The following is a 26,552-nucleotide window of genomic DNA, read 5'->3' on the forward strand; positions in this document are numbered from 1 at the left end:
TTTCTCACCTCGCAGGTCTTGCATATTTTTTGAAAGCTGTAATAATACATACAAAGGTTATCAGACAAGTGAGCGCTGCGGCGCATACCAGTCTTGATACCGCAAAGCCGACGACCGTGATATAGTCGAACCTGAAAAAATAGGTTTTCAGGTTAAGAAAGCTCTGCGGCAAGACCGTGCGCAGACGGTCAAAAGCAATGTATCGGGTGTCAAGCGCAGAGGAGTTTTCACCCGACACATAAATAAACAGCATCGTCATTATTATCTGCGGCATTATCGTCACAAGTGCCGAGACAGGCACGGCAGCGCCTGCTTTTTTGGTCAGCACCGATGCTAAGACCGAAACCGCTGTAACAAAGAGATAAAACAACAGCTTAAGGCAAAGCTTAATGGCCAAAAAGCCGCCTAAGGTGATGATGTAGGGGCAGTATTCAAAGCCCTCGAACTGCTGCAAGGGAAGTGAAAGGTCAGTAATGCCAAAGCACAATACCCCCACGATAAGCTGGCTAACAGCGCTAAGTATTACTACCGCTGCCGTTACCGAATACGCTGCTGCAAGCTGACTCCAAAAAAGCCGCCCCTTGCTTTTTATCTCCGAGTTTATGACACGGTATGCCCCCGATGAATAGTCAAGGGTGAACATTCTGACAGCGATGATCACAGCTAAAAGCATCATTGCATAGTCCCAATATATATTGTCAAGATAAACAAGCAGCTCACTTAGCTTGCCGCTTTCGGTGAGTTTCATATCTATAACAGTATTGTATTTTTCTGCCGCAAGCTCATTGAGGGTGATTACACTTTGATCGGGATCAGTCTTTGCACGTTCACGCTCGGCGGCGGAAATCGCATCTGTTATAAGCGCCCTGCGGTGAGAGGGAAAGTCCTTTTCTATAAAGTCAAGTCTTTGCCTGATCGTTTGGCAGATAAACAGCTCATTTATAAGCTTTGCAGGATACTCCTCATCGGATGCGGCTATCTGCTCGTTAAGCTCGCTCTCTCTTGCTAAGATATATGAGCGTATCTCCGCACTGCTTTTTCCCGATGAAATGCTCTCGATGTATTCTTGCCGCTGTGATAAGCTCTTTCCAACGTCTATATTATATTTTACCGTTCTGAACACGAAAATTCCAAGCAGAGCTGCGCACATCAGCAGCGATATCAGCATAAGCCTTGACGAGAACAGCTTTTTAAGTTCAAAACACATATCATACACCGTCCGTTATTATACTGTGATCTTTGCTGCCGTTTTTGAAAACAAAGCCTATCCTGCCGTTCGTAAGCTGCCCGTCGCCGTCTGTAATAGTATCAAGCACAAACACCTTGTCGGTCTGAGCGTTCCATATTATTCTCGGCATAAAGCCGCCTTGCGGATAGCAGATCTCTTCGTCTATATCCTCCGTATCGGCATTATCCTCACGCACCTTGCAGGAAATGTCACATTCCGCCGTCTTCCCCGTTTTCAGATCATACACATATACCTTCCCCTCATCAGCATGAAAATGCGTATAATATATCGCCTTATCTGTGATACAGCAGCCCACATAGCAGTTCTCTATAAGCCTTTGAGGTGAGCTGCCGTCACGCTCTGCGCTCATCAGGATCGGGGTCTGCCCCTCCCATTTTATGTAATAGAGCCTTCCTCCGCTTACCGATACCTGCCCTGCCTTATCGTCAAGCTTTTTAAGCTTATTGTCCGCAAAGGTGCATGAAAACAATTCGTTATTCTCTGTGCAAAAGAATAAATAGTCCTCATTTGCCGCATAAGAGATAATACTGCTGTCCTCGGATAGTATCACGGGTTCGCTTGCAGTATTTGTTGTTACATCAAATGTTTGAAACCAACTCGCCCCCAGAATATACAGCCTGCCGCCCTGCGACATTATCCCGCCTAAAGAATTTGGCGAATCCGGGAAAAATTCCTTTTCGTAGCTTGTTGAAAAGGTGTTTTCATAAATGGGTTCCTGCTCTTTGCCGTCAAAAAGCATAAGTGCATTGCCGCTTGTAAAGTAAAGCCCGTTTGATGCTGCAACGGGGGCGTTCATCTGTAATTGGTCAAGACACCCGGGGCTGTTCTCAGAATGTGCGCAGCCTGCGATATTGCAAAGGTGCGAAAACCTCTCGCTTTCTGTATCAAGCACGCAGCTGCTCACACCCACGCCGCCTATACAAAAGGTCTTAGTTCCAATTGACGTGATCCCGAGAGAGCTTATATTAAACGGCTTTTCATCAAGCTCTGTCGGTTTGCCCGAAGTAAACTCGTATGTGTCAAGCTCACTTATAAGCTCAGCCTGCTGTGCTTTCTCGCTTTCTATGTCAACATAGCTGCCCGTGCTGTTTGCACAGCCCGAAAGCAGCAATATAGAGAGCAATATAAATGCTGATCTTTTCATCACTTAACACCCCCAAACGGTATATCTATGCTCATTTCCTCAAATACTCCCGCCGTCATTTCCTCGGGAGATCTGTTTTGTCTGAGGTCAAGAAACTCCACCCTTATGCTGTCTGTGTTATCAGTTATATCAAAAGCTCCCTGTATTATACACGGGTCATTTTCCGACAAAGGCTCGCCCTTAAATGTCGCATCCTTTATATCCGCCGAGTGATACCAATGCTTTTCGCCGCTTTTAGCCGTATAATACATCTGCGGAAAAAGTGACATAAATCTGTCATTTTTATGCAGTTTATCATATTCCTCCACTTTGCCGTTATACTCGTCCTCGGTCATAGTAAACGGGTCAAGCGTTTTTGAAAACTCCGCCCATTGCATTTCGGTAGAGGCTTTTATATACTCTTTACCGACATCATCAAGCCCCTCAATAGCCGCAATAAATCTAAGCTGACCGTCTGTGTAGTCTTTAGTTTCAATTGTGATCCGAAAATGTTCATTCTCTGTTACATATTCTCCAAACTGAGCTGTCTGCTCTGATCTGCTGTCAGTAACTATATCTTTTTCGGGGCGGTAGTTACCCATATTATTATCAAGCCTTCCAAGCGCTAAGGGCACACCAAATGCCGCAACAGCGACAGCACCGGCAGTAACAAGCTTTACAGCGATACTCTTTCCTGCTAACCTTGCGGCACCGGATGCAGCAGCTTTGGCATAGCTTGCATCTGCCGTGTCTGAAAGCAGAGAATTTATTGGGAATGCCGCAAGCATACCACTGCCAAAAAGCTTTTCTATCCTTTTGCGGATAGTTTTTCTTGCCTTATATAGCTTTTGCTTTGCGTTGTTTTCATTCGTTCCGAGAGAGCCTGCCACCTCGGCAACAGACATATCTTCAAAGTAATACAGTATCACCGCCGAGCGCTGATCAGCAGGCAGCCCGTCAATTACAGCCTTTAGCTTTTCTTTCGTGTCTTTGTTCACGGCATAGTCCTCGGGCAGCATGATAGGCTCATTCAAAGCAGCATCAGCAAGGGTGCGCTCCATTTGCTCGTCGTCCTCAAAATGCTCAGACCCCGAGCTGTCCTTAATACTTTTGACGCATTTGCTGTAAGCAATCGAATAAAGCCACCCGATGAATGACTCACCCGAGCGCAGCTTTGATATATTTTCAAAGGCTGCGGCAAAGGTCTCGGAAGCGATATCCTGCGCCGCATCAGCATTTTTAACATTCCGCTTTGCAAAGAAAAACACCTTTTCATGAAACTCTCTATACAGCGTTTCAAAAGCTACCTTATCACCCTTCTGCGCTTTTTTTGCAAGAGCGCTTATCTCTGTTTTGTTCATCAGTGTCACCCACCTCTCTGCCCAATAGTCCTCGGTATGTGTCAAGATACTGCTCATCTGATGGGGAATCGTCAAATTGCAGGAGTATCCATTTTATCAGCTCATCAAGAGAAATCTCCATATCGCCGCCCCTTTCCTTTGCTCTCATAGGTATAGAGTTTTTTTAAGGAAAATGGTTAGCGGACAAATATATTTTTGTTATCATGTACAAGGCTGTGACCGTTTTATTGTGCAATTTGATGTCATAGATAACGATAGGATTATTATATCATAGATGCTTATATTTATCAAACAAAACGGACGCAATGCCCATAGCCGAGGAATGCGTCCGGTTTCATTTTTGTTAGGGTGTAATCCTATCGTAAATCTAAATATTTTGTAAACATGGGCGATTTTGCCTTAACTTTTCGCCCGAAATCCTAGGTATAAGTGAGAGGCTTTTATTTTCGATGAAAAATATTTCTTGATGAAACCGCCTGCACCCTCTTTATCAGAATGCTGTGCAAGTCACACATTTTACATAGGTCTGATTTGTTGAATTCGGAGAAAATATTTTTGGAAGGCTAAATATCACTTAAAAATATACCGCATTATGTAGTGTCTTATGGAGGGAGTTTTACTAAATCATTATGCAGCCCAAGTACATTTAAGCAAAGCGACTATGCCGCAGCGTCTATATGCAAACCATACATTTTTCACAGGTCGGAATTGTTGAATACAGATATAAATATTACAACTTTACCGAAACCGCTTATATAATCATCTCTAAATGTCGGTACTAGTGAAGGCTATGCTACACCCTCTACTGTCTGCATATATTTTGCAATAACTGCACACCCTCAATGATTACCATTTGTGTAACCATACAGTTTTTCAAAAAACCATTAGCTTTTCCGCTCGTCATTCAGAATTAACTTATGAAAGGCACATATTTCTTCCTGCCTCGCCAGCAGAAGAAAAAGTGCAAAGTCACACACACAATCGTCCAGACACGAAAGGAGGAAACAGCAGCGTACATTAAAACCATACAAAACAAAAATCAGAGAGGAGAATGACATTTGAATTTAACAGAAAAGCAGCAGATCATTTCACAGATAGCCCAGCTATTGGAGCAGCTTATCGAAGCGGAAACGACCGAGCCTTCACCGCAGCAAGATCAGAGCAAAACTCATCCGCTTGAAATGCTCACAGTCAAGGAGTGTGCTGCACTTGTGAACGGCTTATCTGAGCATACAGTCCGTCAGCTTGTCGCACAGGATAAGATTGCCTATGTAAGAGCAGGCAGTGGTGTGAGGGGCAAGATACTTGTGAGCAAAGCGTCGCTGCTAAAGTATCTTGGAGTAGCAAATTGAACGTAAAAAAAATCGCCCTGCCGAGGGCAGCAGGGTGAAATGTGTAAATACGATTATTTAAATTTATACTTTACATAATTACGCAAGTACAGAAAGTCCCGGCAAAAAACCGGCACTTTCCCGCAGAGATCAACGTGGTTGACCTCTGCGGTGTTTAGAGGCTTTGCAGCTCTAAACGCAGGCTCGGCAAAAGCGAGCCGAATAGCAAAAACCAAAAAAGAAAGGACTGATGAAAATAGCAAGAAAAAACAAAACGCTCCGCCGCAAGGAGATAGTGTATTCAGCCGAGGAATGGGCACAGATCGAAAAGCAGGCTGCTGAGTGTCACTTGAAAACCTCTACTTTTATTAGGGCGATGTCGCTGAATGGGAAGATAAAAGTTGTTGACCTAAAAGAACTTGCACCCCTGCTCAATGGTATGAGAATCATCTCGAAAAATATCAATCAGGTGGCGAAGAAAGCAAACGAAACGTGCAGCATTTATGCCGAGGATATTGATAAGCTGAAAGGAGATGTTGCTGAACTTTGCCGTACTGTAAATCTGTGGCTGTCCACCGTAACGTCAAGCAAGCGCTGACCTACATTCTCAACCCCGACAAGACCGACGAGCGAGTTTTGACGATCTCGCTGAATTGCATGACCGAGCCCGATTTCGCCTACACGCAGATGAAGACGGTTTACGAGCAGTACGCAAGGCGCAGCTATGATGCCACTCCGAGCAAAAGCGGCAAAAGCCCCGTCAAGGCTATCCACTACATAATGAGCTTTGCCAATTCCGAGGGCGTTACTCCGGAGCTTGCCCACAAGATAGGCATGGCATTTGTCCGCAAAATGTTTGGTGACGATGTGCAGGCAGTCATTGCAACTCATGTCAATACTGATCACATTCACAATCATATACTGATAAATTCTTACTCGCTCACAGGTAAGCGGTTTTATGACAACAAGGCATCTGTCCGAAGAATGCGTGAGGTCACGAACGGGGTGTGCCGTGCTTTTGGAGTTGAGCCTGCACTCAACTTTGAGAACGAGGGGAGGTCTATTAGTTACTCCGAATGGCAGCACAAAAAGAAAGGCACTTCGTGGAAGGAGCATATTCGTAATGCTATCGACAGCTTGATACCCAGTGTCAGCAGCTTTGATGATTTGCTTGCGGAGCTTGAAAGGCTTGGCTTTACGGTCAAGCGTGATAAGAATTTTTTGATAAAAGCCCCCGGGCAGCAGCGTTCGGTCAGCTTGTGGAAGTTGGGGGAGGACTACACGGAGGAGTCACTCAATGCGAGAATAGGTATGATTCAGGTTTTTGCAAAGCCTATTAAAAAACAAGTTGATGTTTACAAACTCTCGGAGATGTTGTCTGTTATCAGCAAAGATCATATTTCATCAATCGGTGATCTGGAGGGGAGAATCATGCAATTGAGAAAAGAATATGAAAAGACTAAGGGTGAGGAATGTCGAGATAAGCTAAGAGTATATCAAGATATTAAGGATACATACAAGGAAATATCTCGGGGGGATTATATCTCCAAGCTTGTAGAGAAAGAAAAACTCCGCAGGGAGCAAGAACAGAAAAAGCAGCCACCAAAAAAGAAACACCACCGATAAATATTCAAAGATTTAACGCAACTTTTATATTGAACAAATCAGCGGAATGTGTTATACTGAATATACGATATATTCCGCTGTCGGAAAGGAGTTAAAATGATAAGACAGCAGAATAAAACCACCACACGAAAGGTGGTGGCAGAATGAATATACAGGAGCGCAAGAATAAAGAAGGCAAGATAACCTCGTTTCGTATTCGTGTTTTCGATCATCGTGACGCTCAGACGGGCAAGCAGGTGTTCAAAACTTTATCCGTAAAATACGATAATACTAAATCGGCTCAGTGGAATCGTAAGAACGCTGAAAAGCAGGGTGCGGTCTTTGAAAAAGGTGTGGAGGAACAGACAGTTTGTGATTCTCGTATCACGTTTGACAATTACTGCGAATACTTTCTGAGGATAAAGGAACAGCAGGGTATAAAAAGCTCGACACTATACAGTTATAAATACAGAAGGAATAAGCTCGCACCGTTTATCGGGCATATCCAGCTAAAAAATTTGCTGCCGAATACTTTGAACCGTGCTTATGCCGATATGGTTGACAGCGGCATCACAAGGAAATACATTCATGAGCTTCATATTTTTATCCATAACGTAATGCAGTTAGCTCTGCGTGAGGGAATAATCCCTCGGAATTATTCCGAAGCGGCACTTCCGCCAAAAAAAGAACGTCCGAATATATCAGCGATCGGTGAAGAAGAGCTTGGCAGATTTTTCGCTTGTCTGTACGCAGACAAGGAGCATTATATGTATCAGGTGTTTTTTAGTATGCTTTTAGCGACGGGCTGCCGCATTGGTGAACTGTGTGCGCTGACATGGAAAGACATTGATCTTGAAAAGAACAGGATACATATATGGAGGCATTTCGTTCAAGATCATAACGGCTGGCATATTGACGAGGGCTGTAAGACAACAGCAGGAGAGCGCTGGCTGTATATGGATAATGACACAATGAATATGTTGAAAGAGTACAGAGCCTATTATTTCCAGACAGGCAAGAAGTACGGAAGCAAGTGGGACTGGTTCAAAAATGCGGTATTCTTTACGCACTGTCATCACCCCGGAGATTTTACCAAGCCTAATACTGTCAGAATGTGGTTCCAGACTTTTCTGAAAAAGAACGGGCTACCGAATTATCACCCGCATCAGTTTCGTCATACTGCGATTAGTTTGCAGCTCCAGGCAGGGATAAGCGTACCTGATGTATCCAAACGTGCAGGACACGCACGACCGGACGTCACACTCTCAATATACGCCCACACGCTCAAAAACAACGATGTGCATTGCTGCGAAGCCGTTACGAAAGTTCTGCCGGATATGCCAAAGCATAAGACAGGTTAGGTCAAAGAAATGACAGAAACGATACCACTAACTTGTTGTATCTTAAAAGTTGACCAATTGTTGACCAAAGGGTTTATTCTATGGTGAAAAAAGTGCGGAAATGACGTAGATACGTGGAGTGATAAGGGAGTGTTGGCCTTAACTTGTCCATTAAAGATATAAAAACTTAGCTCAAAATACTTATGTTGAAAAAAGTTGCATTAACGCAAATGCCCTAAAATCAGCACTTTATGAAAGATGAGTTATAGTAATATAACCCAAAATTTCATTTCAAGTTCCATTTGCCGCACCAGTTTAAAAAGCTCTGAAATGGCGTAAATACGCTGTTTCGGAGCTTTTTATTTTGCCTGCTTTCGGGCTTTGGGTGTTGTTTGGGTGTTATGCGTTTTATTTTTCCAAAAGTCAGCAGGCATAAAAAAGGGTAGCAAGCTGTAAAAGCCTGCTGCCCTTTTGCATTTATATTATGCCTTTTTCTTTATCGGTTCATTGAGTACGGCAGCGACCGCCCCGAGAGCCTGAGCCTCACGCTCACGAAAAGCGGCGGCGTAAATATCAAGCGTGGTGCTTGAATAAGGCATCTTTTGAATTTGAGGAAAAATGCCGCAGCGGTCAGATCGTGAACGCCGTCAAGTTTGAGAGCTTTTACATATCACGTTATCAAGTCTATGCCCAATACAACCAAAATGGACAGAACGATCAGCATGACCTTGAGTGCTTTATGCTTCTTTGCTGTACCTTTTCCCATAACGACCATCCTTTCTTGTCAAGTGCTTGACAAAACCGCTTTTCTATGATACTATTTGGCGAAAAAGTATCATCTGGCAGAAAGGAAGAACGAAAAGTGTCGGAATATGTGACCTCAGCCTACGGTGAAGCGTTGTTCAAGCTAATGAAAAAGAAGAATATCGAGAAGATCACCGTGGACGAGCCGTGCGAAGCAGGCGGCATCGGCAGAGCGACCTATTTTCGCAACTTCAAATCAAAGGACGAGATCATCACCGCTTACATCATCATGAAGTGGCGTGAATATGAGTGTGAGCACAGGCTTAAAGAGCATCAGTTGAGTGACAGCTATCGTGTCAGGCGATACTTTGATTTCTGCTATTCACTGCGGAAAAAGAACGACCTCATCATCGGACAGGGGCATCACGGCGCGATCCTCTCGGCTTATGAGGTCATCATGACCGACAGCGACATCGAGCAGACCTCAGACACCTACGAAAGATACTACCTTGCCTACGGGCTGTTCGGCATTTTTATGAAATGGGCAAAAGGCGGTTATGCCGAGTCAGTGCAGGAAATGACGCAGATCGTGGTAGAGAGGATATTTGCGGGAAATATGGAATAAACAAAGCCCTGAGAAATGCTTATCGGTAAGCAGATCTCAGGGCTTCTTCTGTTATTCAGTTCCAAAAGGGTATGCTGTCATTAGTAAGCCTCCCACTGCGTACACCATTATTCATATTTTACAAAATATTCCCCACAAAGTTATAGAATATCTCGATTTTGCGTGTTTTGTTTACCTTGTCTTTTTCGTAAATATAGATCTTGTCAATGAAATACCACATTCCGACTCGGCTGTCTATACTTATTTTATTAAAACGGATTATGAAGCCTTGATATCTCTTTTTATAAGTCTTGCTATTTTATCCTCAGCAGTCTCATGTGATTATTCGCTAAAATGCGATACTACTGTATATGTGATACCACCTATCTCCATATCATGCGAATGCGAGATATTTGCATTAGATGTTTTATGTTTTGTTGTCTTTCTATTCAAATAATCTCTCCTTTACAAAACGATTTAAGTCCAATTGTTCGTACACTTATCCATTGCAATCATCTCCTTTTTGTGATATACTATTTATGACGATAACTAAGGGAGGTGTACCATGAACAGCTGTGATTTCTATTCTATTATGCAAATAATCACTCAATATATTTCCGACGCCAAAGCCCCAAGCCAGACCGAGCTTGCCTATAAAGTACGGCGAGGATTATATTTCAAAGCTTGAACAGGACAAGCAGAGCGTTCTGGAGCAGAAGGCACAAGAGCAAAAGAAGATAAATATCGCAAATAATGCTGTCAACCATAATCATCTGTATACAGAAGAGATCAATCAGATGAAGGAGGATAACGAGCTTATTTATCTTAACCGCAGCAACGATGAAAAGCTTAAAGGTCTTGACAAGGTATCTGCCGACGTTGCAATGAATGCCTTTAATGAGCTTTCAACAAAGGGCGGATTAGAGAAGCTCAGCCCCGAGGATGTTTTGCAGGCAAAGGATAACATAGCGGAGCTCGTGCTTGATAAAATGGTTCAGCTCGATCACGGAAATGTGCTTCATAAGAATATGAAAAACATTGACCAGGAGCAGTTCAAGGCACAGGCAAAGGATCTTAGCAAGAGCCCCGAATTCAATGCTGTGATCCCAGATACGCTCAGCACAGAATATATCAACAACATTCTTGCCGATCGTGAAGGCCTCGGTGTTATGCAGATCAAGGGAAATATGGAAAAAATCCGCAAGGCATCAAAGCCTGTAAATAATAACGCCCCTGCGAATAAAGCAGAGCATATTATTGAAAATAATTTAAAGGCCATAAAGCCGTAGTAAAGGCAGCAGCCAGCGGTAATGCGGTATTTCCCCCAAAAGTATTCCTGTATCACGGCAATATTTGTGTTAATCTTCTCAAACGCCGTATTTACGGGGGTTCAAGGCATTCCAAATAGGACTTTACCACCGATTTGCCATTAAAAACGACCCGAACTTGCGTACATTTTATCGGACAGTTAAAGCCCATGCGGCAGAACTGCCGATGTCCTATGGCAATAATTATCATCAAGTAAGTGAACAAAGTTTATGCCTCCTGCTGCCAAGTTTGACAGCAGGGGGCGGATTTGTTATCAATAATGGAATTGCTCAATTGTTGCAAAGTACGCAACAGTTCGATTTGAATGGAGTACGAAAGTCACTTGTTATCATTTCACCCGATAATAAAACGTTCCCTTGCCAACGCCCTCTCTTTTGATTTCTCCGGCTTGAACAAGCTTGCGCAGCGAGCCTTCAACGGAGCTGAGGCTCAAAGACGGGCAAAGCTCGATAATATCCCGTTTCGTGAACTTTCCGATCTTAGTCAGGGTCGCTTTTCTGACGATTTCAACAGCAGGCAGCTTTTCCTCGACAATGGAGAACCTGTCCTCAAAATCCTTGTATGCCGCCAAGATCGTTCCAAGCAGATACTTGATAAAAGGAACAACATCTTCGCTGCCCTCATGCCAGCCGTCCTGCGAACGCCGAAGAGCATCGTAATACAGATCCTTGTTTTTAGCGATCTTTGCTTCAAGGGAGATATACTTCCCGACATTGAAACCGCTGCGGTACAAAAGCAGCGTAGTGAGCAGCCTGCTCATTCTGCCGTTGCCGTCATTAAATGGGTGTATGCACAAAAAATCGTGAATAAATATCGGAATGATGATAAGCGGCTCGACCTCAAAATTGCCGATGACACGGGAATATTCCTCGCATATCTTTTCAAGTGCGTCGGGCGTTTCAAAAGGCGCAAGCGGAGTAAAAACAGTCTTCGTATGACCGTCGGGATAGGTCGCACTGATATAATTCTGCACTGTCTTCGTCTGCCCTGCAAGAGGATTGTTCATATGGCTGTAAAGCATCTTGTGGAGCTGTAGGATATATTTTTTTGTTATCGGGATAGTGTCAAAGCTTTCGTGTATGACGTTCAGAACATCACGATAGCCTGCGATTTCCTGCTCATCACGGTTCCGGGGTGCGGTCTTCTCTTCGACCAGCTGCCGTATGCGAGTATTGGTAGTAACAATCCCCTCGATAGCGTTGGACGCTTCTGTGCTTTGTATTTTTGCGATCTCCACAAGGTTTTCCAGCTCATGCGGCTTTTGCTTCAGATAAAGCTCCTGCTTTCCGGCATACTTGTAAATTGCTGCAACCAGACCAAGTATCTCCGAATCCCATTTTTGATCTTTGATCGCTGAATAATTGAAAGTCCTCATGCCCTTATTCACCTGCTCTTTCCCTTAAATTATAGCAGGTTTTAAGGGGAAAGTCAAGAGTATAGGAATAATTGTATTTGTTCTAAATCAATTTATTCCTAAATAAAAAAGGATAATGCCCAGAAGCGCTGCACTCATTACGAGTACAGCGCTATATAATAGCTTATTTGTTTGCAGGCTTTATCTGACCGGTCGGGTTGTTTATAGCATTATTATCAATCGCTTTTTCATTGGCATTTGCGTTTTGTAATGCTATCTCTTCATTTGCGGCAACGGCTTTTTTAGCTGTAGCGAGCTTGTCTAAAAGCTGCTTGCCGCCGTTTGTTGAGGCAGCTGTAATTATCTCCTGTGGGGAGGCCGTCTGCATAAGGTGCTTAAAGTCGGCACGCTCTCTTATATCGCCCATGGTCTTTGTTACATCGAATACAAATGAATCCTTATTAAACCCTTCGTAAACGCCCATTTCAGAATCCGCCTGATATACTCTGTTTACAAGCTGCATAGCGATGACCTTTGCTGCAAAGGACGTAAGCTTATCGCTCTCCTTCTTAGTGAGCGCACCCGGGTTCTTGCTAAGCGTTTTGTCAAACGCCTTTATCTCCTTCTTTACAGCTGCGTATTCCTTCTCTATCGCCTTATCTGCCTCGGAGTTTACTATTTTCTGCCCTGCGATTTGCTCCTGCTGCGTTTCATAGTCTGCTGTTTCTTTTGGGGCATATTTCTTAGCTAAGTCGATAATGATATCGGCAGCTCTCCACCTTGCCTGCCCCATAGGTGAGCCGGGCTCGTAGCTTTCATCATCGGGGTCTCTTTTTGCCTCTATCCTCTTGACTCTCTTGTACTCTGTTGCTGCCTTATACGCCTCAAAAAGCTGGTTCCTGAACTGCTCATTCTCTTTAAGGTTACCCTGCGAATTGTTTACTGTTCCGATAAGCTCGGCAGTCTTTGCTTTGAGTGTCCTGATCTGAGCCGAGTCCTGATGTCCTTTCTGATAGAAAGCAGGTGCTGTAGCCATCTCTCTTAAATAATTGTCAAGCTTATTCTTTACGCTGGTCTTTACCTCAAGTGCCTTCTGCTTTGCAAGCTCTATTCTCATCGGCTCTCGCTGTGCCTCAAACCGCTCCTGCCAAATGCGATTTTGTTCCTGCTCAAGGCGATTTTGTTCCTGCTCAAGGCGCTGCTGTTCCCTTTGAGCATCATCATTTTTTACAAGCTTATCAAAGGTAGGCACACCGCCTCTGATATCAGCCTCTTTAGACCTGCTGCCCTTTATCTCCTTAGGATCGATCTTGTTAAAGCCGTAGTATGCCTCCTGCTCCGCCTTTTCACCCTTAACATCTTTAAACCTTGTGATATCGATACGGTTCTTATTATTCTTTACGCTATTATATGTATCTTCCAGTTCTTTCAGGATATTATTCTTATGCGTGATCGGGAATTTCTTGTCAATTTTTGTATCCCAAAGCTTGTCATAAAACGCATTAAGCGGCTTATTATCTTTTATATAAAAACTTCCTAAATGCGTTACATCATACAGCATAGATATCTCTTTGCTTTTCCAGCCGTTTTCTTTAAGTCGTGCTTCAAATTCCTTTTTTTCTTTGGCTTTACTGCGTACTTCGTCGTTAAGATATGCCTTCGCTCTATTGTACTCACTTTGCTTGTATATTTTACTTGTGTTATTGTCAGATATACCGATACCTTCTTCAATAAGTGCGTTCATCTGCTTATATTCAGTGCCTTTTTCAAGCTTGGTGCTTTTTAGCTTTTCAAAGAATTCATTTATGCCGTCATTTTTTTCCGTTTCTTTTCTGTTCATAGGCTTTGCAAGTATTGTGTAGAACTTTTCGGCAACTTCTTTAGCATTTGCCCAGCCGTTCTTTTCAAGTGTTTCGCCAAGCTCTGCCTGTTCTTTAGCCTCACGCTCCTCCAAAGCCTTCTTTTCAGCATTTTTCTTAGCCTTCTTACGGCGATATTCCTCCTCTGCTCTTTGTTCTTCTTCATATTTCTTGACATATTTCTTGGAGGCAGCGTCTATATCCTCACGAGTCGGATCATTTTTGAGCTTTTTATCAAGCGATTTTATTCCTATATAAAATGGCACAGAGAAATGCGGCTTCACAACGAGCGTGGAACGTGCGTCCTTCAGCTCGGTGAGCATCTGTTTGCGCACAGCAGGATCCCTTGCATCTGTAGTAAGGAACTTTTCATACAGTGCAGCATACTTTTTATCATTGGATTTTGTAGCAACAGAGTACAGGCCTCCTGTTATATCTGTGTCATTTCTTAATGCCCAGCCATTTTTAGCTGCTCTATATAGAAATTCATTTTTGCTGATTCTTTCATGTGTTTCAAAGAACTTATCTTCTTCGGCTTTTATAAGATCTTCTATATATTTGTTCTGTCCTCTGGAAATGTCATATGTGAAATTTAAAGGATCGTTAGAATGATCTATGATCTGCTCGTCAGTCAGGTTATCATATAGCTTATCAAATATGCCGTATTGAGTTATGTCATTTTTCCATTTGCTTTCAAGATCTTTAACGTCAGTGATATCATTTTCATAGCCATTATTTGAGCGTGCGTAATTATAGTACGCTAATAGCTCAATAAAAGGCGCCTTCTTATCGGCCTTGTTCGGTGTGTTTGCTATCTGCTCACGGAGCTGCTGCATTCTTTCATTTACTGTCATGGTTTATTCCTCCTGATAATGTGTTTTTTGGGGTTTCCGATAGTAATACCCCCGAAAGCTGTAAATGGGTGCATATATATTAAAACACTTTTAAAAAAGCTTCACGTCTAACAATTGCCCAAAAAAGCGGCTCAAATGCATAGCGGAGTGAAAAAATATCGGAAATGTCTTTAAATATAAACAGAAATATGTTATAATGTAATTGACCCCCCAAAAAACACCGATAGGGATGAAACAAAAACACCGTAGACAATATAAAAAAGATGCCGCAGTTTGACCCTGATTCTTATGCCATGAGTCTTGCACTGACAATTCCTTCCTGGATTAAGACGATATCTAAAGCCAAGGATAATACTGACATAAAGATTATTTCCCCAAGAGCAAGGGTGCAGTTGTTCCGGGCTCTTAATGATTTAAAAGAAACATCTGATAATTTTATAAAAGATTTGGAGGTAAAATAATAATTATGGAAACAGAGAGCAGAGAGGTAATTGATGATTTTTCAGCTTTTATTCCACAGGTGAATTTTGAACTTATCCCTATCAAAAATCTTGTATCCAATCAGGAATATCAGCGAAATCTGTCAACTAAACACGTTAAGCAAGCCGCAGAACATTTTGATCTGTATCAGATAAATCCTGTCAAAGTCAGCCGCCGTGACGGAATCAATTATGTATTTAATGGTCAGCACACGATTGAGATAGTTGCGAGCGTATCCGGCTCACGGGACACGCCTGTCTGGTGCATGGTATATGATGGTCTAATATACGAGCATGAGGCTGATATATTTGCCAATCAGATGAAATATACCAAGCCACTCAGCCCATATGAAATATTCATGGCAAATATTGAGGCAGGCAACGACAAACAGCTCATAATTCGTGAGCTGGTAGAATCATATAATCTTAGAATAGCCCACAACAAACAAGTTGGAACCATTTGTGCTATTGCCACTTTGGAATCGATCTACGATAAATATGGGCTTCAGAATCTTCACAGAGTCCTGCGCCTTATTATTGGTACTTGGGAGGGAGATGTGAACTCCTTTTCCTCCAGCATACTGACTGGTGTTGCTCGTCTTGTTTTCACATATGATACTGAGCTGATCGATGAGAATTTCAAGGAGAAACTTGGTATGTATTCTATTCGGGAAATCACCAGATCAGCAAGAGAACGAGCCAATGGTTCTCTCGGTTATGCCGAAACTATGCTCGCTATGTATAACAAAAAAATGAAATATCCTCTAGATTACTTAAGACTTCATAGCAACAAAGGGCGAAAAAGAATTGTGCCAGAGGAATTTCCAGAAGAAGAGGATTTCTTTAGTTCTCCGGATGAGAGGAATAATCAATCGGAAACAGAGATTAACAATACCGATCCCTTGCATTCTAATTATTATGATAAAACCCAGGAAGGTTGATAGTAGGAGCCTTCCTGGATATGATTATTCAATTTCGGCTTTAATTTCAAAACGGCTCTGCGAAAAAAACTCTGTAAATTCAAAAACTGTGATAAAAAACGATATATGGGAGCGGCTTGAATTAGCCGCTCCGATTTTTTTACAGTATACAATAGATACTGTAATTTGTCAAGGTTCTTTGGATATCAGCCGATCCTGTCGGGGTACATGATCTCCAGCTCGCCCAGAACTTTGCCCCAGTTCCGCAGCGGCATGGTCCATTTCTTAGCTATCTCATAAGCGGATTTTTTATCGCAGCTACGCACACGCAGATCGTGATAGGTCTCATTCAGAAAATGACTGACAACAGCAAACCTCTCAACTCCTTGCACAGCCTAAGTTAGCAATAAAAAAATACAAGAATTTATTTTGCCCCTCCCGCCCCTCGCTGAGCAAAAGCGGATAGTTGAGCGGGTTGAGGAGATATTCCGCTTGCTTGATGCCATTGACGAGGCGCAGGAGAAATACTCCGCAGATGCCGAAAGCCTGAAAGCAAACTGTAATTAGAATGAATCGTAAAGAAAAAATAAACAAAATCAGCATTCTTCCAAATGATAAAATCAAAGAATTATGGACAAATCCTTTGTTAAGATATTCTAATATTCTAAATGGTTTATTTCATGAAAAGATTATTGTATGTGAGAGTGATTATGATTGTTTGCTATATCAAGCAGTTTTGAATGCAATGGTAGATAATAAAGGAGATATATTGCAAGAGCATATACCTTACAAAACTGATCGCTGATACTATTTATAGCAATAGCAAACAGAATATACGGTGGTGGTATTTTTCTTGCAGCCTACATGTATCTGATCAAGATATGAGGAAAAGCTGCTGCTTCCAAAAGCGTTTACACAGTCGTTATAGGAAAACTTTGCATAGCTGTGACCATTAGCTGTTCCGTATTCATAAGCTGAGACCTTAGCCCAGCCTGTTCCGCCGCTCCAGCTTTGCAGTATAAGCTCTATCTGCTTTGCATTATTGTTGGAATATTCCACATAGAAATAGCCATTCTTTTTAATATTGGAAGCATTAAATGAACCGCCGTTTTTGCTTGTTATAACAGAAACGGGCTGTCCCCAAGGGCTTGCTGTAGCCTGTCCCCAGAACAGAGAAATATAAGGATCTCCACTGTTTGAAGAAGCCGATGAAGAGCTGCTGCCGGAAGACGAAGAACTACTCGATGAAGATGATGAGCTTCCGGTAAACACCGAGCATATCTTTGATGTATTCTTTATACCGTTGGAGTCGTTAAAGAGGGTGCTGCCCCATGATGTGAGAGAGTTTCCTGCCCAATCGTTTGCTATGTCAAGATAATTCATATCCGAGCCATTACCTTTCCACGACCAGCCAAGATAGCCAACACCCTTCTGCTGACAGTAGCTCATTATTGTATATTCATCAACATCCCCGTTAGTGTGCTGACCGCCAAATTCGCCGATGACTACGGGAACGCCGATATTCAGAGCATTGTCGATGTTGTTTTTAACTGTATTTGCATTGCCGCCTGCGTATTCATACATATGGATAGAGAATACCGTGTTTTTCTTGCTGTCAGCATTGAAAACAGACTTGCCGTAGTACTTTATAGAGTCAGGATACTGTCCCCAACCTGCACAGTCGATCATTATCATATTTGAGATCCCGGCGTTTCTTATCTTTTTGATCGCAGACTTATTGCCCTCTGCCCATGAATAGCCATCCCAGGAGCCGTACCATTCGTTGGCGATATTCAGGATAACATATTTCTCATTGCCTTGGAGCACGTTTTTGTTCTCGATCCAGTAATTGACTGCTGCATCAAGATCGCTTGTGCTGTCGCTTCCTGTTGCATCGTGTACTTCAAGAATGCAGACCAACTTGTTGTTCTTGCAGGCTGAAACGATCTTCTGAAGGTCGCTGTTGGATGTTTTGGACCATTTTTGCCCGTCCGCACAAACTATTCTTACTGTGTTTGCATTAAGATTTGCAGCCGCCTTTATTGCCGTTTCCGTGTAGGAAGAGAACCACGCATGAGGAATATTAACTCCTCGCATTACAAAGGCTTTTCCATTTGCATCCATGATCTGAGTCCCACTCACATAAAAGCCGTCGGATGCGGCATCTGCGGGAATGCTGTAGCCTGTCAGCATCAGAACGATAATAGTCATCAATATCGTTATTTTGCGCATCAAAGCTGTCTTGTCCGATCTTACACTAATCATTTTGACCACTCCTTAAAAAATAATAATAAGCCTAATGCTTGTTTTTTAGTATATCAATCAAGTTAAAATTAGTCAACACCAAATTAAAATGTAAACGTATTCCCAAATTGATTTTGTATACCTAAACAACAAAGCTCCAGCAAAACTATGCATATTTGCTAAAGAACGTCCGAGCTATTGAAAATATACGGCAAAGTCGCACAAAGCGCAACATAGTGTTGTCTTAATAATTATAACCTATTGAAATAATGCCTTATGTAAGGATTTTGCTATTTGGTGTTTTCCCTTGACAAATAAGCTAAATTGTGCTAAAATTAACTCATATTAGCTTAATAGTGGAGGGGAATATGAGTAAAGCAGTAACACTTTCTGATATTGCAAAGCTATGTGAAACAAGCACAGTTACAGTTTCTAAGGCTCTTGCAGACAAAAAAGGAGTAAGCAGCGAGCTTAAGCTGAAAATCAAACAAACTGCTGATGAACTGGGGTACGTTGCTCCAAAAACGCAGGAAAATTCAAATAATGAAAATATTGTTGGTGTACTGATACCTGAAAAATTCATGAATCCAAACGGCTCCTTCTACTGGGCACTGTACAACGACCTCGTTAAGCTGTTTTCTCAGAGCGGATACTTCTGCCTTATCGAAATACTCACGGAGGATAACGAGAATGAGCTTATAATGCCGAAGATGATAACGGACGGAACTGTTTCGGCTTTAGTATCGCTCGGTCAGCTCAGCCGTGAATATATAGTTGCACTCAAAAGAAAAATGCCCAAAATGATACTTCTTGACTACTATATTCATGGGCTTGACTTTGACTGCGTCACTTCTGACGGCTATGGGGGAGGATATGAGCTTACCTCGTATCTGATCGGGAAAGGTCATAAGAAGATAGGCTTCATAGGAACTGTCAAGGCTACTTCCAGTATTTTTGATCGTTATATGGGATATATGAAGGCAATGATAGACAACGACCTGAAGGTAAAGGATGAATGGACGCTTGATGACCGCAACAACAGAGAGTTCATCAGGATAGCCTTCCCTGAAAAACTGCCTACTGCATTCGTCTGCAACTGCGATGAGACCGCTTTTCATGCTATCAAACAGCTTGAGGAGATCGGGCTCAAAGTACCGGAAGATATATCTGTCGTAGGTTATGATAATTATCTTATATCAGAGGTCTGCAATCCATCGATAACTACAATGAACATTGATTCACGCAGAATGGCTGACAAGGCGGTCAAGCTGCTGATAAGCCGAATAGAGGATCCGCTTCGGGACACACAGTCAATAAAAATAGGCGGAAGCCTGATCGAAAAAGCATCTGTCGCAAGCTGTGCCGAACAATAAATATGATCCGATTTCGTTGTTACAAAACCTTTCTTGTTTTTAGAGGTGTTCATATAACAATGTGGTCGTCATCAGTATTGAAAAAACGAATAAAAACAAAATGTGCTGTAACCGGGTTATGGCACATTTTTTTATTTTCCGCACCAAAACATTACAAAAGACGTTTCTATGAATTGGAGAATGCTCTTGCGGCATAGCAAAAAGCTCTGCAAGATAAATTAACCAATATTACAGGTTGAAAATGATTAAAGTTAGGCTAAAGTTACAGGTAAATTTATCTTGACATTATTATGTTTTTGAGGTATAATATATACGACGCCAAGAATACATAATAAATTTCCACAATTAATCAACCCACAAGACCGAGGCAGGAGTATACCAAGCTCCTGCCTCGGTCTTTTTGTTATCAATTTATACTTAATTGTGCAGTGTTAACAATCTGCAAACATTAATTTTATATATCCTAACAAAATTAGCTCGAAAACTCGATTAACTTTAGCTAAAGTGTTGACTTTATTTTAAGCTGATGATATACTTTATCTGTGGTTAAAGATTAGCCATGCAAACCGGGTAAATTTATTCTGACTATTAACGGAGGTATATCTATGAAGATCAAACGAATCGCATCGGCGGCACTTGCTGCCGCAATGGCATTATCGACAATGACCGTGCTAAGCGGCTGTGGCGACAAAGACAGCTCGGCAAGCGGTGACAAACCTGTGCTTGAGGTGCTCACAAACAGAACAGACCGAGTTGATGACGGAAGCCTTGATAAGCTGACAGACGCTTTTGAAGAAGCAAACAACTGTGAGGTCAAGTATGTAGGCTATCAGGACTATTCGGGAAACGTTGCTACAAGAATGGGTACAGAGGATTACGGTGATGTGCTTATGATCCCCGATGAAGTAGAGATAAAGGACCTCGCAAACTTCTTTGAGCCGATAGGCAAGTATGATGACCTTAAGGACAAATACCGCTGGGCTGACAAGAAAATGGATTCCGACAAGAATGTTTACGGCCTTGCCTACGGCGGTACTGCAACAGGCGTTCTTTACAACAAGAAGATATGGGCTGATGCAGGAATCACCTCAATGCCCAAGACACCCGATGAGTTTATCGAAGACTTAAAGCTCATTGATGAAAAGACAGATGCCATCCCTTACTATACACAGTATAAGGACGCAAGCTGGACGATAACACAGTGGCAGAGCCTTGTACTCTCCGCATCAGGCAACCCCAACTATTATAACGACCTGCTCACAAACAAAACAGACATTTTCGCCAAGGACGGCGGTTTCTATCCTGTATATAAGCTTATGTATGATGTTTTCTCAACACCTTCCATTATCGAAGAAGACCACATGACCACCGAATGGGAAAGCTCTAAGGTATGGATGGGCGAAGGTAAGATAGGTACAATGGTAATGGGCTCATGGGCTGTTGCACAGTTCCAGGAAAAGGCTGAAAATCCTGACGATATAGGCTATATGCCTGTTCCGATCACAGCTCCCGACGGCAAGCAGTATGCACAGACAGCTTCTGACTACTGCGTAGGCGTTAATAAGAACTCAAAGAACAAGGATCTTGCAAAGAAGTACGTTGAGTGGTTTGTAGGCGAATCAGGTTTTGCTGCAAACGAGGGCATGATCCCCACACCTGCTGATTCAAAGCTTCCCGATAACCTTTCTGATTTTTCCGACTGTGTGCTCTTTGAAGAGCCTGCTGCACCCGATGAGCTTATAGGCAAGTTCAACGAGATAGACACGGCTGCTAACTTCGGCGCATGGAACGGCGATACAGACAACTTCAAGATCAAGCTCGCCGAGGCTGCATTTGCCGGCAAGGGCGACAGCGAATTTGAAAGCATTATAGATGCTGAAAACCAAAAGTGGGCAGAGGCAAGAGATTCTATAATGAAATAATCAACTGACAAGTTATCTTCCTACCGGTAGCATCTCATGGCTATTGTGCGTAAGCTGCTGCCAATATATCAAAGTCGTTTCCCTCGCATACTTTCGTGGCATTATTGCTCGGAAAAAAATGCGGGGGAAATGCCGTGCAAAAGGAGAACCACAATGAAAACGAAACTCAAAAAGAAAGGCAGCTTTTCCGAATGGCTCAAGACCTATGAAGGGCAAAAGCTGTATGTGTCGATACTCTTTCTTGTGATACCGTTAGCACTTTTGCTGTTATTTACCTTTGTTCCTGCGTTCAATATGATAATATACAGCTTCCAGAAGCGTGACCAGTTCGGCGTTGATCCCGAATTTGTCGGTATCGACAATTACAAAACGATCTTCACAAACCCCGATTATTTTATAACCTTCAAGAACAGCCTTTATTATCTGTGCGGTTCATTTATTCAGCAGGCACTTGCGCTGCTGCTGGCATCTATCCTATGCTCAAAGCTCTATGCAAAGGGCTTGTTCAAGGGTGTGTTGTTCTTCCCGTATCTGATGAACGGCGTGGCGGTCTCTATTATATTTCTGCGCTTTTTCACAAAGGGCAACCCTCCTCTTACAGGCGAGGGAACGCTCAACAGCGTGCTTATGTCATTTGGTGCCGAGCCTGTGCGCTGGATGGACCCTGCAAAGCCTTTCTTAGTCAATTGCTGTCTTGTGTTTGTTTCGGTATGGAGGTATATAGGCTTTGACATTATAATGTATATAGGCGCTATACAGTCGATAAGCCCCGATCTTTACGAGGCATCCGATCTTGACGGGGCAAACCCCTGGCAGAGGTTCCGCTATATAGTTTTCCCGAGCATAAAGCCTATAATATCGCTGCAGCTCATACTTGCTGTCAAGGGTGCTATATCAGTATTTGAGATACCTTACATTATCACCGGAGGAAACTACGGCTCATCTACCTTCGTTGTCAAAACTATCGAAACAGCCTTTAAGAAAAAACAGGTAGGTCTTGCCTCGGCAATGGCCGTGGTATTGCTTATCATCATAATAATAGTTACGCTTATCCAGCAGTTTGTTTTCAAAGATGAAAAAGATGATTCTGACACAAAGCGGGTAAGACGTGCAAAAAAAAGACTTGAAAAGAGGGGTAAGGCATGAACAGCAAAGGTCATACAAGAAAAAAAGTGATATACCCCGGTATTGTCATAATAAGCCTGCTGAAATATCTTGTTCTCATTGCAGGCTGCGTAATGGTGCTGCTTCCCTTGCTCGTTATCATATTAGGTGCATTTAAAGACAGCAAGGAGTTTGCAAACACAGGTGTGTTTGAACTGCCTGTAAGCTTTAAGTTCGATAATTTCAAAACAGCATTTTTTGAGGGCAAGGTACTTCTGGGACTTAGAAATACAGCTCTTATAATAGTCATCTCCTGCTTCGGAACGATCCTTACGGGAACTATGACGGCTTTTGTTATCCAGCGCTTTGACGGATATTTCACAAGGGCTATAAAGGGCGCATTCCTTTTAGCAACGCTGCTGCCTAACATTTCTATGCAGGTAACTGTATTCCAGATAGTTTCAAAGCTCGGGCTTTATAACACAATGGCAGCACCCATAATACTCTACGTCGGAACAGATATTATCTCGATATACATTTTCATGCAGTTTTTAAGTCAGATACCTGTTTCTCTTGATGAGAGCGGTATAATGGACGGGGCTTCCTACCCGAGAATATATTTTTCGATAATTCTTCCCAACTTAAAGCCTGCGATAGCAACTGTACTTATCATAAAGTTTGTAAGCATATATAATGATTTCTATACCCCACAGCTTTATATGCAGGACGAAGATCTGCTCGTGGTATCAACAGTTTTGTATAAATACATAAGCAGCACATCAATAAAGTGGGAGATAGTCTTTGCAGGAATTATCATATGTATCCTCCCCACACTTACGATCTTCCTTTTCCTGCAAAAATACATTTACAGCGGTCTTGTTTCGGGCGCTGTAAAGGAATAAGCCATCATCTTTTTGATATATCACCATTCTCCTTCAAAAAACGTCCTTCGGGGCGTTTTTTGTGTATAACAACACATAAAAAACAGCTCTATACCCGGGAGGGGGGACAGAGCTGTTGCTGTATCAACTGTTTTTCAGCCGTTTTTTATCTTCGTACATTTCTTTATCTGCTCTTTTGAATACATCGAGCAGGCAGTTGTCTTTATTGGGTATATAATCTGCACTGCCGACGGCAATAACTACAAAGCCGTGCTGCTTATTGTATTCAACTTGCTCTCTTATTTGTTTTTTGAGCTGTACTCTGTTTTCGTAGTTGCTGTCTTTCACAATGCAGGCAAATTCATCTCCGCCTATCCTGAAAACGGGTGAATGTTTGAATGTTTTGCATATCAGCGATGAGCCTGAGCGTATATATTTATCACCTTCGTCATGCCCGAAATTATCGTTTATCTTTTTCAGATCATTTAGGTCAAATACAAATACAGAAAAATCCTCACATATATTTTCTTTAATAAGAGCATTCATTTTCTTTTCTGTATTGCTATATGCAGATTTGTTCTTTACACCCGTAAGTGAGTCTTTGAAGAGCGCTGCTTTCATTTCGATCTCACGGCGCTTCTGAGCGTCTATATCCGTAACGCCTATAAACACCGTGCCTTCGTTTTCATCTGTGCCTACTATGGTTTTCAGACGGTAGTATTTAAAAACATCGCCCTTTTCGTATCTGTAATCAAAGCCGAAAAGCTCACCGTTATTGATCCGTTTAATGAACGACTCCTTGCTGAACATATCACGAAAAAGCGCACGGTCTTCTTCGTATATTATTCTGCCGCAGGCTTTTTGGCAGTCATTGAAAAAGTTTGTGCCCCTGTTCTTTAACGCAAAATCCTTGTCGGTCCTTTCACGCCGATATTCGATGTAGCTGCCGTCTTTTGTATCTATGCAGTATATATACTGATAGTCATTAGCCATAGCAAGAGCGAGCCTTGTGTCGGTGAGGAGGTTGTTCAGGTTTTTGAGAATATCAAGAGTTCTCACCGCCGAGCTGAGCTGATATGTCGCAAGCTCAAGCTCATCAATAAACTCAGCGCTCTCCGGCTCAAACAGTGCTAACCCGTACTGTGTCTGAGCAGAAAAAAGGTCGGCTGCTATCAGTATCCTTGTGCGGTCTGATACGAGCTTTGGATTATCAAATACCTTGCAGGTGCTTATTTTCTGTTCACTCTCGGGTATATTAAAGCACTTGGCTCCATAGCAGAATGATTTGAAAAGCCATTTAACATCATCGGGGAATTCAGAGCCATTATAGTGTTCAACGGGCTTTTCGAGGATATAAAGATAACTTGTCACAGAGCCGATGTTGCAGAGCCTTTTTAGGATATCCGCATAGCTACCCTTCAGATTGCCGCCGAACATCAGCGAATCACGTATAAACAGGTTTTCAAGATGCGTGCGTTCGATATATCTTATCGGCATTGATTTAGACGATTGGTTAAAGGTGTTTTCAATGGTGCTCAACAGCTTTTGTATATACGGCAGGTTTTCCTCCATACAATTTCTCAGAAGCCAGGTATACAGGCTTTCCCTAAGTGCATAAAGCTTGGAAGTTACCTCGCCGAAGGTGCTGTCTTTGGGGAAGACACTCATTATCTTTTCGTAAGCGATGTTAACAGAATCATCAGATGCCGTGCTATCAAAAAACTCCTTTTCAAGAAAATCTATCAGCTCAGACAGCGGCTCGTATATGGTCATTGTTTCTTCATAAGAGCCTGTTCTGTCCGATATGTATTCCTTCAGATTATTCTTTATTGAGTCAGTACCACCCATAAAGAGCATTTTCGGGGTCTTGATAAAGCGTTTATCCTCAAAGCAGGATTCTCTTGGTATAAATCTTGTTTCGACAAGGTGACGCTTGTCTTCTATGCCGTTGAGATAATTATATGCCTTTTCAACAGCCACGCTGCCAAGCAAAAAAGCATCAGCCCGTACTGTTGCAAGCGGAGGGTTCAGGTCTTTTGCAAACGGAAGGTCGTCAAAGCCTATTATGGCAATATCCCTTCCGACAGTTTTGCTGCACTCCTTGACAGCATTATATACGACAGATGCGATTATGTCATTTATACATATCACCGCATCTATCTCGGGATTGTCCTCAAGCAGTTTTTTTGCTTCGTTTATACAATCGTATGACATATCGCAATACATAAGATAGCTTTCCTTGAAAACAAGACCGTTCTTTTCAAGTCCTTTTCTGTAAGCGATGTACCTTTCAGTGCATTCGCTGTTTTCAGACCTGCCTGCCATTATGCCGATATGCTTTCGGTTATGCTGCGCAAGATAGTCTACCGCAGAAATAATACCTGAGCCATTGTCAAATTCAAGACAGTCATATCCCTCGACATCAGATGCAACGCATAAAACCGGTGTATCGGAAAAGCTGTCGAGAAATCTCTTTTTTTGCTCATTGTCATACGCATATGCAATAGTACCGACGGGTGCTATGATATAATCAAAACGGGCTTTGGCGGCGTAATTAAACAGAACATTGTACTGGTATTCATAATATGCTTCAAAACCGTCATTGATATGCTGTATACCGAGATATTTTCCGGGTATAACGGTAAGGTCTGTTTCAAGACGCTTTGCCGCAGAAACTGCGCCCTTCACGAACTCGTTTGAGAATGCATCTGTAAGTGTAGCTGCAAGCAGCCCGATATGAGGTCTTATTCTATTCATGATAGTTCTCCGTTTTGTTGCTATGATCATAAAAGCAGTTAAAAAACGGTTTTATGTTTTTACTTTCGAGTGCATATTCAAAGTTGGTCAGTATATAGCTTTCATCGTTGATCATCATA

20 protein-coding genes are annotated in these 26,552 nt (G+C 42.4%); 11 read left to right on the forward strand and 9 right to left on the reverse strand.

Annotated elements, in window-relative coordinates; genetic code table 11:
- Positions 1-4: 4 nt before the first annotated feature.
- Genes CD05_RS0115720 through CD05_RS20975 form a run of 4 tightly spaced genes read right to left on the reverse strand, consistent with a single transcriptional unit; the run spans position 5 to position 3,854 of the window.
- Complete coding sequence (locus tag CD05_RS0115720; RefSeq protein WP_028511288.1) at positions 5-1,207, reverse strand: ABC transporter permease; 1,203 nt, start codon at positions 1,205-1,207, stop codon at positions 5-7.
- A 1-nt stretch (position 1,208) separates the two neighbouring features.
- The gene (locus tag CD05_RS0115725; protein WP_028511289.1) at positions 1,209-2,393 is read right to left on the reverse strand and encodes a DUF5050 domain-containing protein; all 1,185 of its coding nucleotides are present in this window, start codon (positions 2,391-2,393) and stop codon (positions 1,209-1,211) included.
- Complete coding sequence (locus CD05_RS0115730; RefSeq protein WP_028511290.1) at positions 2,393-3,733, reverse strand: sigma-70 family RNA polymerase sigma factor; 1,341 nt, start codon at positions 3,731-3,733, stop codon at positions 2,393-2,395. Before CD05_RS0115730 ends, CD05_RS0115725 begins: the two co-directional genes overlap by 1 nt.
- Positions 3,684-3,854, reverse strand: coding sequence for a hypothetical protein (locus tag CD05_RS20975; protein ID WP_198021554.1), 171 nt, complete (start codon positions 3,852-3,854; stop codon positions 3,684-3,686). The genes CD05_RS0115730 and CD05_RS20975 overlap by 50 nt, the downstream gene beginning before the upstream one ends.
- Before the next feature lie 937 nt (positions 3,855-4,791).
- On the opposite strand from CD05_RS20975, the gene CD05_RS0115735 reads away from it, so the two are divergent.
- The 6 genes from CD05_RS0115735 (at position 4,792) to CD05_RS0115765 (ending at position 10,646) form a co-directional block, all read left to right on the forward strand.
- Complete coding sequence (locus CD05_RS0115735) at positions 4,792-5,085, forward strand: helix-turn-helix domain-containing protein (protein WP_028508785.1); 294 nt, start codon at positions 4,792-4,794, stop codon at positions 5,083-5,085.
- Positions 5,086-5,314: 229 nt separating this feature from the next.
- Complete coding sequence (locus CD05_RS19080; RefSeq protein ID WP_242841211.1) at positions 5,315-5,662, forward strand: plasmid mobilization relaxosome protein MobC; 348 nt, start codon at positions 5,315-5,317, stop codon at positions 5,660-5,662.
- Positions 5,611-6,690 carry a relaxase/mobilization nuclease domain-containing protein gene (locus CD05_RS0115745; protein WP_084262050.1) on the forward strand — a complete coding sequence of 360 codons (1,080 nt, stop codon included), beginning with the start codon at positions 5,611-5,613 and terminating at the stop codon, positions 6,688-6,690. The genes CD05_RS19080 and CD05_RS0115745 overlap by 52 nt, the downstream gene beginning before the upstream one ends.
- Positions 6,691-6,833: 143 nt before the next feature.
- Entirely contained in the window at positions 6,834-8,030 is a 1,197-nt protein-coding gene (locus CD05_RS0115750) for a tyrosine-type recombinase/integrase (protein ID WP_028508787.1), read from the forward strand.
- Positions 8,031-8,871: 841 nt separating this feature from the next.
- The gene (locus tag CD05_RS0115760; RefSeq protein WP_028511291.1) at positions 8,872-9,378 is read left to right on the forward strand and encodes a TetR/AcrR family transcriptional regulator; all 507 of its coding nucleotides are present in this window, start codon (positions 8,872-8,874) and stop codon (positions 9,376-9,378) included.
- Positions 9,379-10,004: 626 nt separating this feature from the next.
- The gene (locus CD05_RS0115765) at positions 10,005-10,646 is read left to right on the forward strand and encodes a hypothetical protein (RefSeq protein ID WP_028511292.1); all 642 of its coding nucleotides are present in this window, start codon (positions 10,005-10,007) and stop codon (positions 10,644-10,646) included.
- 368 nt (positions 10,647-11,014) lie between these two features.
- Here CD05_RS0115765 and CD05_RS0115770 read toward each other — a convergent pair whose 3' ends face one another.
- Together CD05_RS0115770 and CD05_RS0115775 are read right to left on the reverse strand one after the other, a co-directional pair.
- Positions 11,015-12,061: a Fic family protein gene (locus tag CD05_RS0115770; RefSeq protein WP_028511293.1), complete on the reverse strand. Its 1,047-nt coding sequence runs from the start codon at positions 12,059-12,061 to the stop codon at positions 11,015-11,017.
- A 163-nt stretch (positions 12,062-12,224) separates the two neighbouring features.
- Positions 12,225-14,753 (reverse strand): hypothetical protein, encoded by a 2,529-nt coding sequence (locus CD05_RS0115775; RefSeq protein WP_028511294.1) that lies wholly within the window; start codon positions 14,751-14,753, stop codon positions 12,225-12,227.
- 466 nt (positions 14,754-15,219) lie between these two features.
- On the opposite strand from CD05_RS0115775, the gene CD05_RS19090 reads away from it, so the two are divergent.
- The gene (locus CD05_RS19090; RefSeq protein ID WP_051589075.1) at positions 15,220-16,173 is read left to right on the forward strand and encodes a DUF6551 family protein; all 954 of its coding nucleotides are present in this window, start codon (positions 15,220-15,222) and stop codon (positions 16,171-16,173) included.
- Between the two features lie 185 nt (positions 16,174-16,358).
- Here CD05_RS19090 and CD05_RS20740 read toward each other — a convergent pair whose 3' ends face one another.
- Complete coding sequence (locus tag CD05_RS20740) at positions 16,359-16,544, reverse strand: hypothetical protein (RefSeq protein WP_156947527.1); 186 nt, start codon at positions 16,542-16,544, stop codon at positions 16,359-16,361.
- 415 nt (positions 16,545-16,959) lie between these two features.
- A complete protein-coding gene (locus tag CD05_RS0115790) occupies positions 16,960-18,417 on the reverse strand; it encodes a cellulase family glycosylhydrolase (protein ID WP_028511295.1) in 1,458 nt (485 codons plus the stop codon).
- 347 nt (positions 18,418-18,764) lie between these two features.
- Between CD05_RS0115790 and CD05_RS0115795 the strand changes: the two genes are divergently transcribed.
- The 4 genes from CD05_RS0115795 (at position 18,765) to CD05_RS0115810 (ending at position 23,697) form a co-directional block, all read left to right on the forward strand.
- Positions 18,765-19,769, forward strand: coding sequence for a LacI family DNA-binding transcriptional regulator (locus CD05_RS0115795; protein ID WP_028511296.1), 1,005 nt, complete (start codon positions 18,765-18,767; stop codon positions 19,767-19,769).
- Between the two features lie 605 nt (positions 19,770-20,374).
- Positions 20,375-21,691: an ABC transporter substrate-binding protein gene (locus tag CD05_RS0115800; protein ID WP_028511297.1), complete on the forward strand. Its 1,317-nt coding sequence runs from the start codon at positions 20,375-20,377 to the stop codon at positions 21,689-21,691.
- A gap of 153 nt (positions 21,692-21,844) precedes the next feature.
- Positions 21,845-22,837: a sugar ABC transporter permease gene (locus tag CD05_RS19100; RefSeq protein ID WP_051589076.1), complete on the forward strand. Its 993-nt coding sequence runs from the start codon at positions 21,845-21,847 to the stop codon at positions 22,835-22,837.
- A complete protein-coding gene (locus tag CD05_RS0115810) occupies positions 22,834-23,697 on the forward strand; it encodes a carbohydrate ABC transporter permease (RefSeq protein ID WP_028511298.1) in 864 nt (287 codons plus the stop codon). Before CD05_RS19100 ends, CD05_RS0115810 begins: the two co-directional genes overlap by 4 nt.
- A 123-nt stretch (positions 23,698-23,820) precedes the next feature.
- Here CD05_RS0115810 and CD05_RS0115815 read toward each other — a convergent pair whose 3' ends face one another.
- Positions 23,821-26,433, reverse strand: coding sequence for a GGDEF domain-containing protein (locus CD05_RS0115815; RefSeq protein WP_028511299.1), 2,613 nt, complete (start codon positions 26,431-26,433; stop codon positions 23,821-23,823).
- Positions 26,434-26,552 lie beyond the last annotated feature (119 nt).

Source organism: Ruminococcus sp. NK3A76, assembly GCF_000686125.1.
Taxonomy (GTDB): Bacteria; Bacillota; Clostridia; order Oscillospirales; family Ruminococcaceae; genus NK3A76.

Coding starts and splice junctions, on each gene's coding strand:
- CD05_RS0115720 (WP_028511288.1), bottom strand. CDS start 1,207: ATGTGTTTTGAACTTAAAAAGCTGTTCTCGTCAAGGCTTATGCTGATA.
- CD05_RS0115725 (WP_028511289.1), bottom strand. CDS start 2,393: ATGAAAAGATCAGCATTTATATTGCTCTCTATATTGCTGCTTTCGGGC.
- CD05_RS0115730 (WP_028511290.1), bottom strand. CDS start 3,733: ATGAACAAAACAGAGATAAGCGCTCTTGCAAAAAAAGCGCAGAAGGGT.
- CD05_RS20975 (WP_198021554.1), bottom strand. CDS start 3,854: ATGGAGATTTCTCTTGATGAGCTGATAAAATGGATACTCCTGCAATTT.
- CD05_RS19080 (WP_242841211.1), top strand. CDS start 5,315: ATGAAAATAGCAAGAAAAAACAAAACGCTCCGCCGCAAGGAGATAGTG.
- CD05_RS0115750 (WP_028508787.1), top strand. CDS start 6,834: ATGAATATACAGGAGCGCAAGAATAAAGAAGGCAAGATAACCTCGTTT.
- CD05_RS0115770 (WP_028511293.1), bottom strand. CDS start 12,061: ATGAGGACTTTCAATTATTCAGCGATCAAAGATCAAAAATGGGATTCG.
- CD05_RS0115775 (WP_028511294.1), bottom strand. CDS start 14,753: ATGACAGTAAATGAAAGAATGCAGCAGCTCCGTGAGCAGATAGCAAAC.
- CD05_RS19090 (WP_051589075.1), top strand. CDS start 15,220: ATGGAAACAGAGAGCAGAGAGGTAATTGATGATTTTTCAGCTTTTATT.
- CD05_RS0115790 (WP_028511295.1), bottom strand. CDS start 18,417: ATGATTAGTGTAAGATCGGACAAGACAGCTTTGATGCGCAAAATAACG.
- CD05_RS0115795 (WP_028511296.1), top strand. CDS start 18,765: ATGAGTAAAGCAGTAACACTTTCTGATATTGCAAAGCTATGTGAAACA.
- CD05_RS0115800 (WP_028511297.1), top strand. CDS start 20,375: ATGAAGATCAAACGAATCGCATCGGCGGCACTTGCTGCCGCAATGGCA.
- CD05_RS19100 (WP_051589076.1), top strand. CDS start 21,845: ATGAAAACGAAACTCAAAAAGAAAGGCAGCTTTTCCGAATGGCTCAAG.
- CD05_RS0115810 (WP_028511298.1), top strand. CDS start 22,834: ATGAACAGCAAAGGTCATACAAGAAAAAAAGTGATATACCCCGGTATT.
- CD05_RS0115815 (WP_028511299.1), bottom strand. CDS start 26,433: ATGAATAGAATAAGACCTCATATCGGGCTGCTTGCAGCTACACTTACA.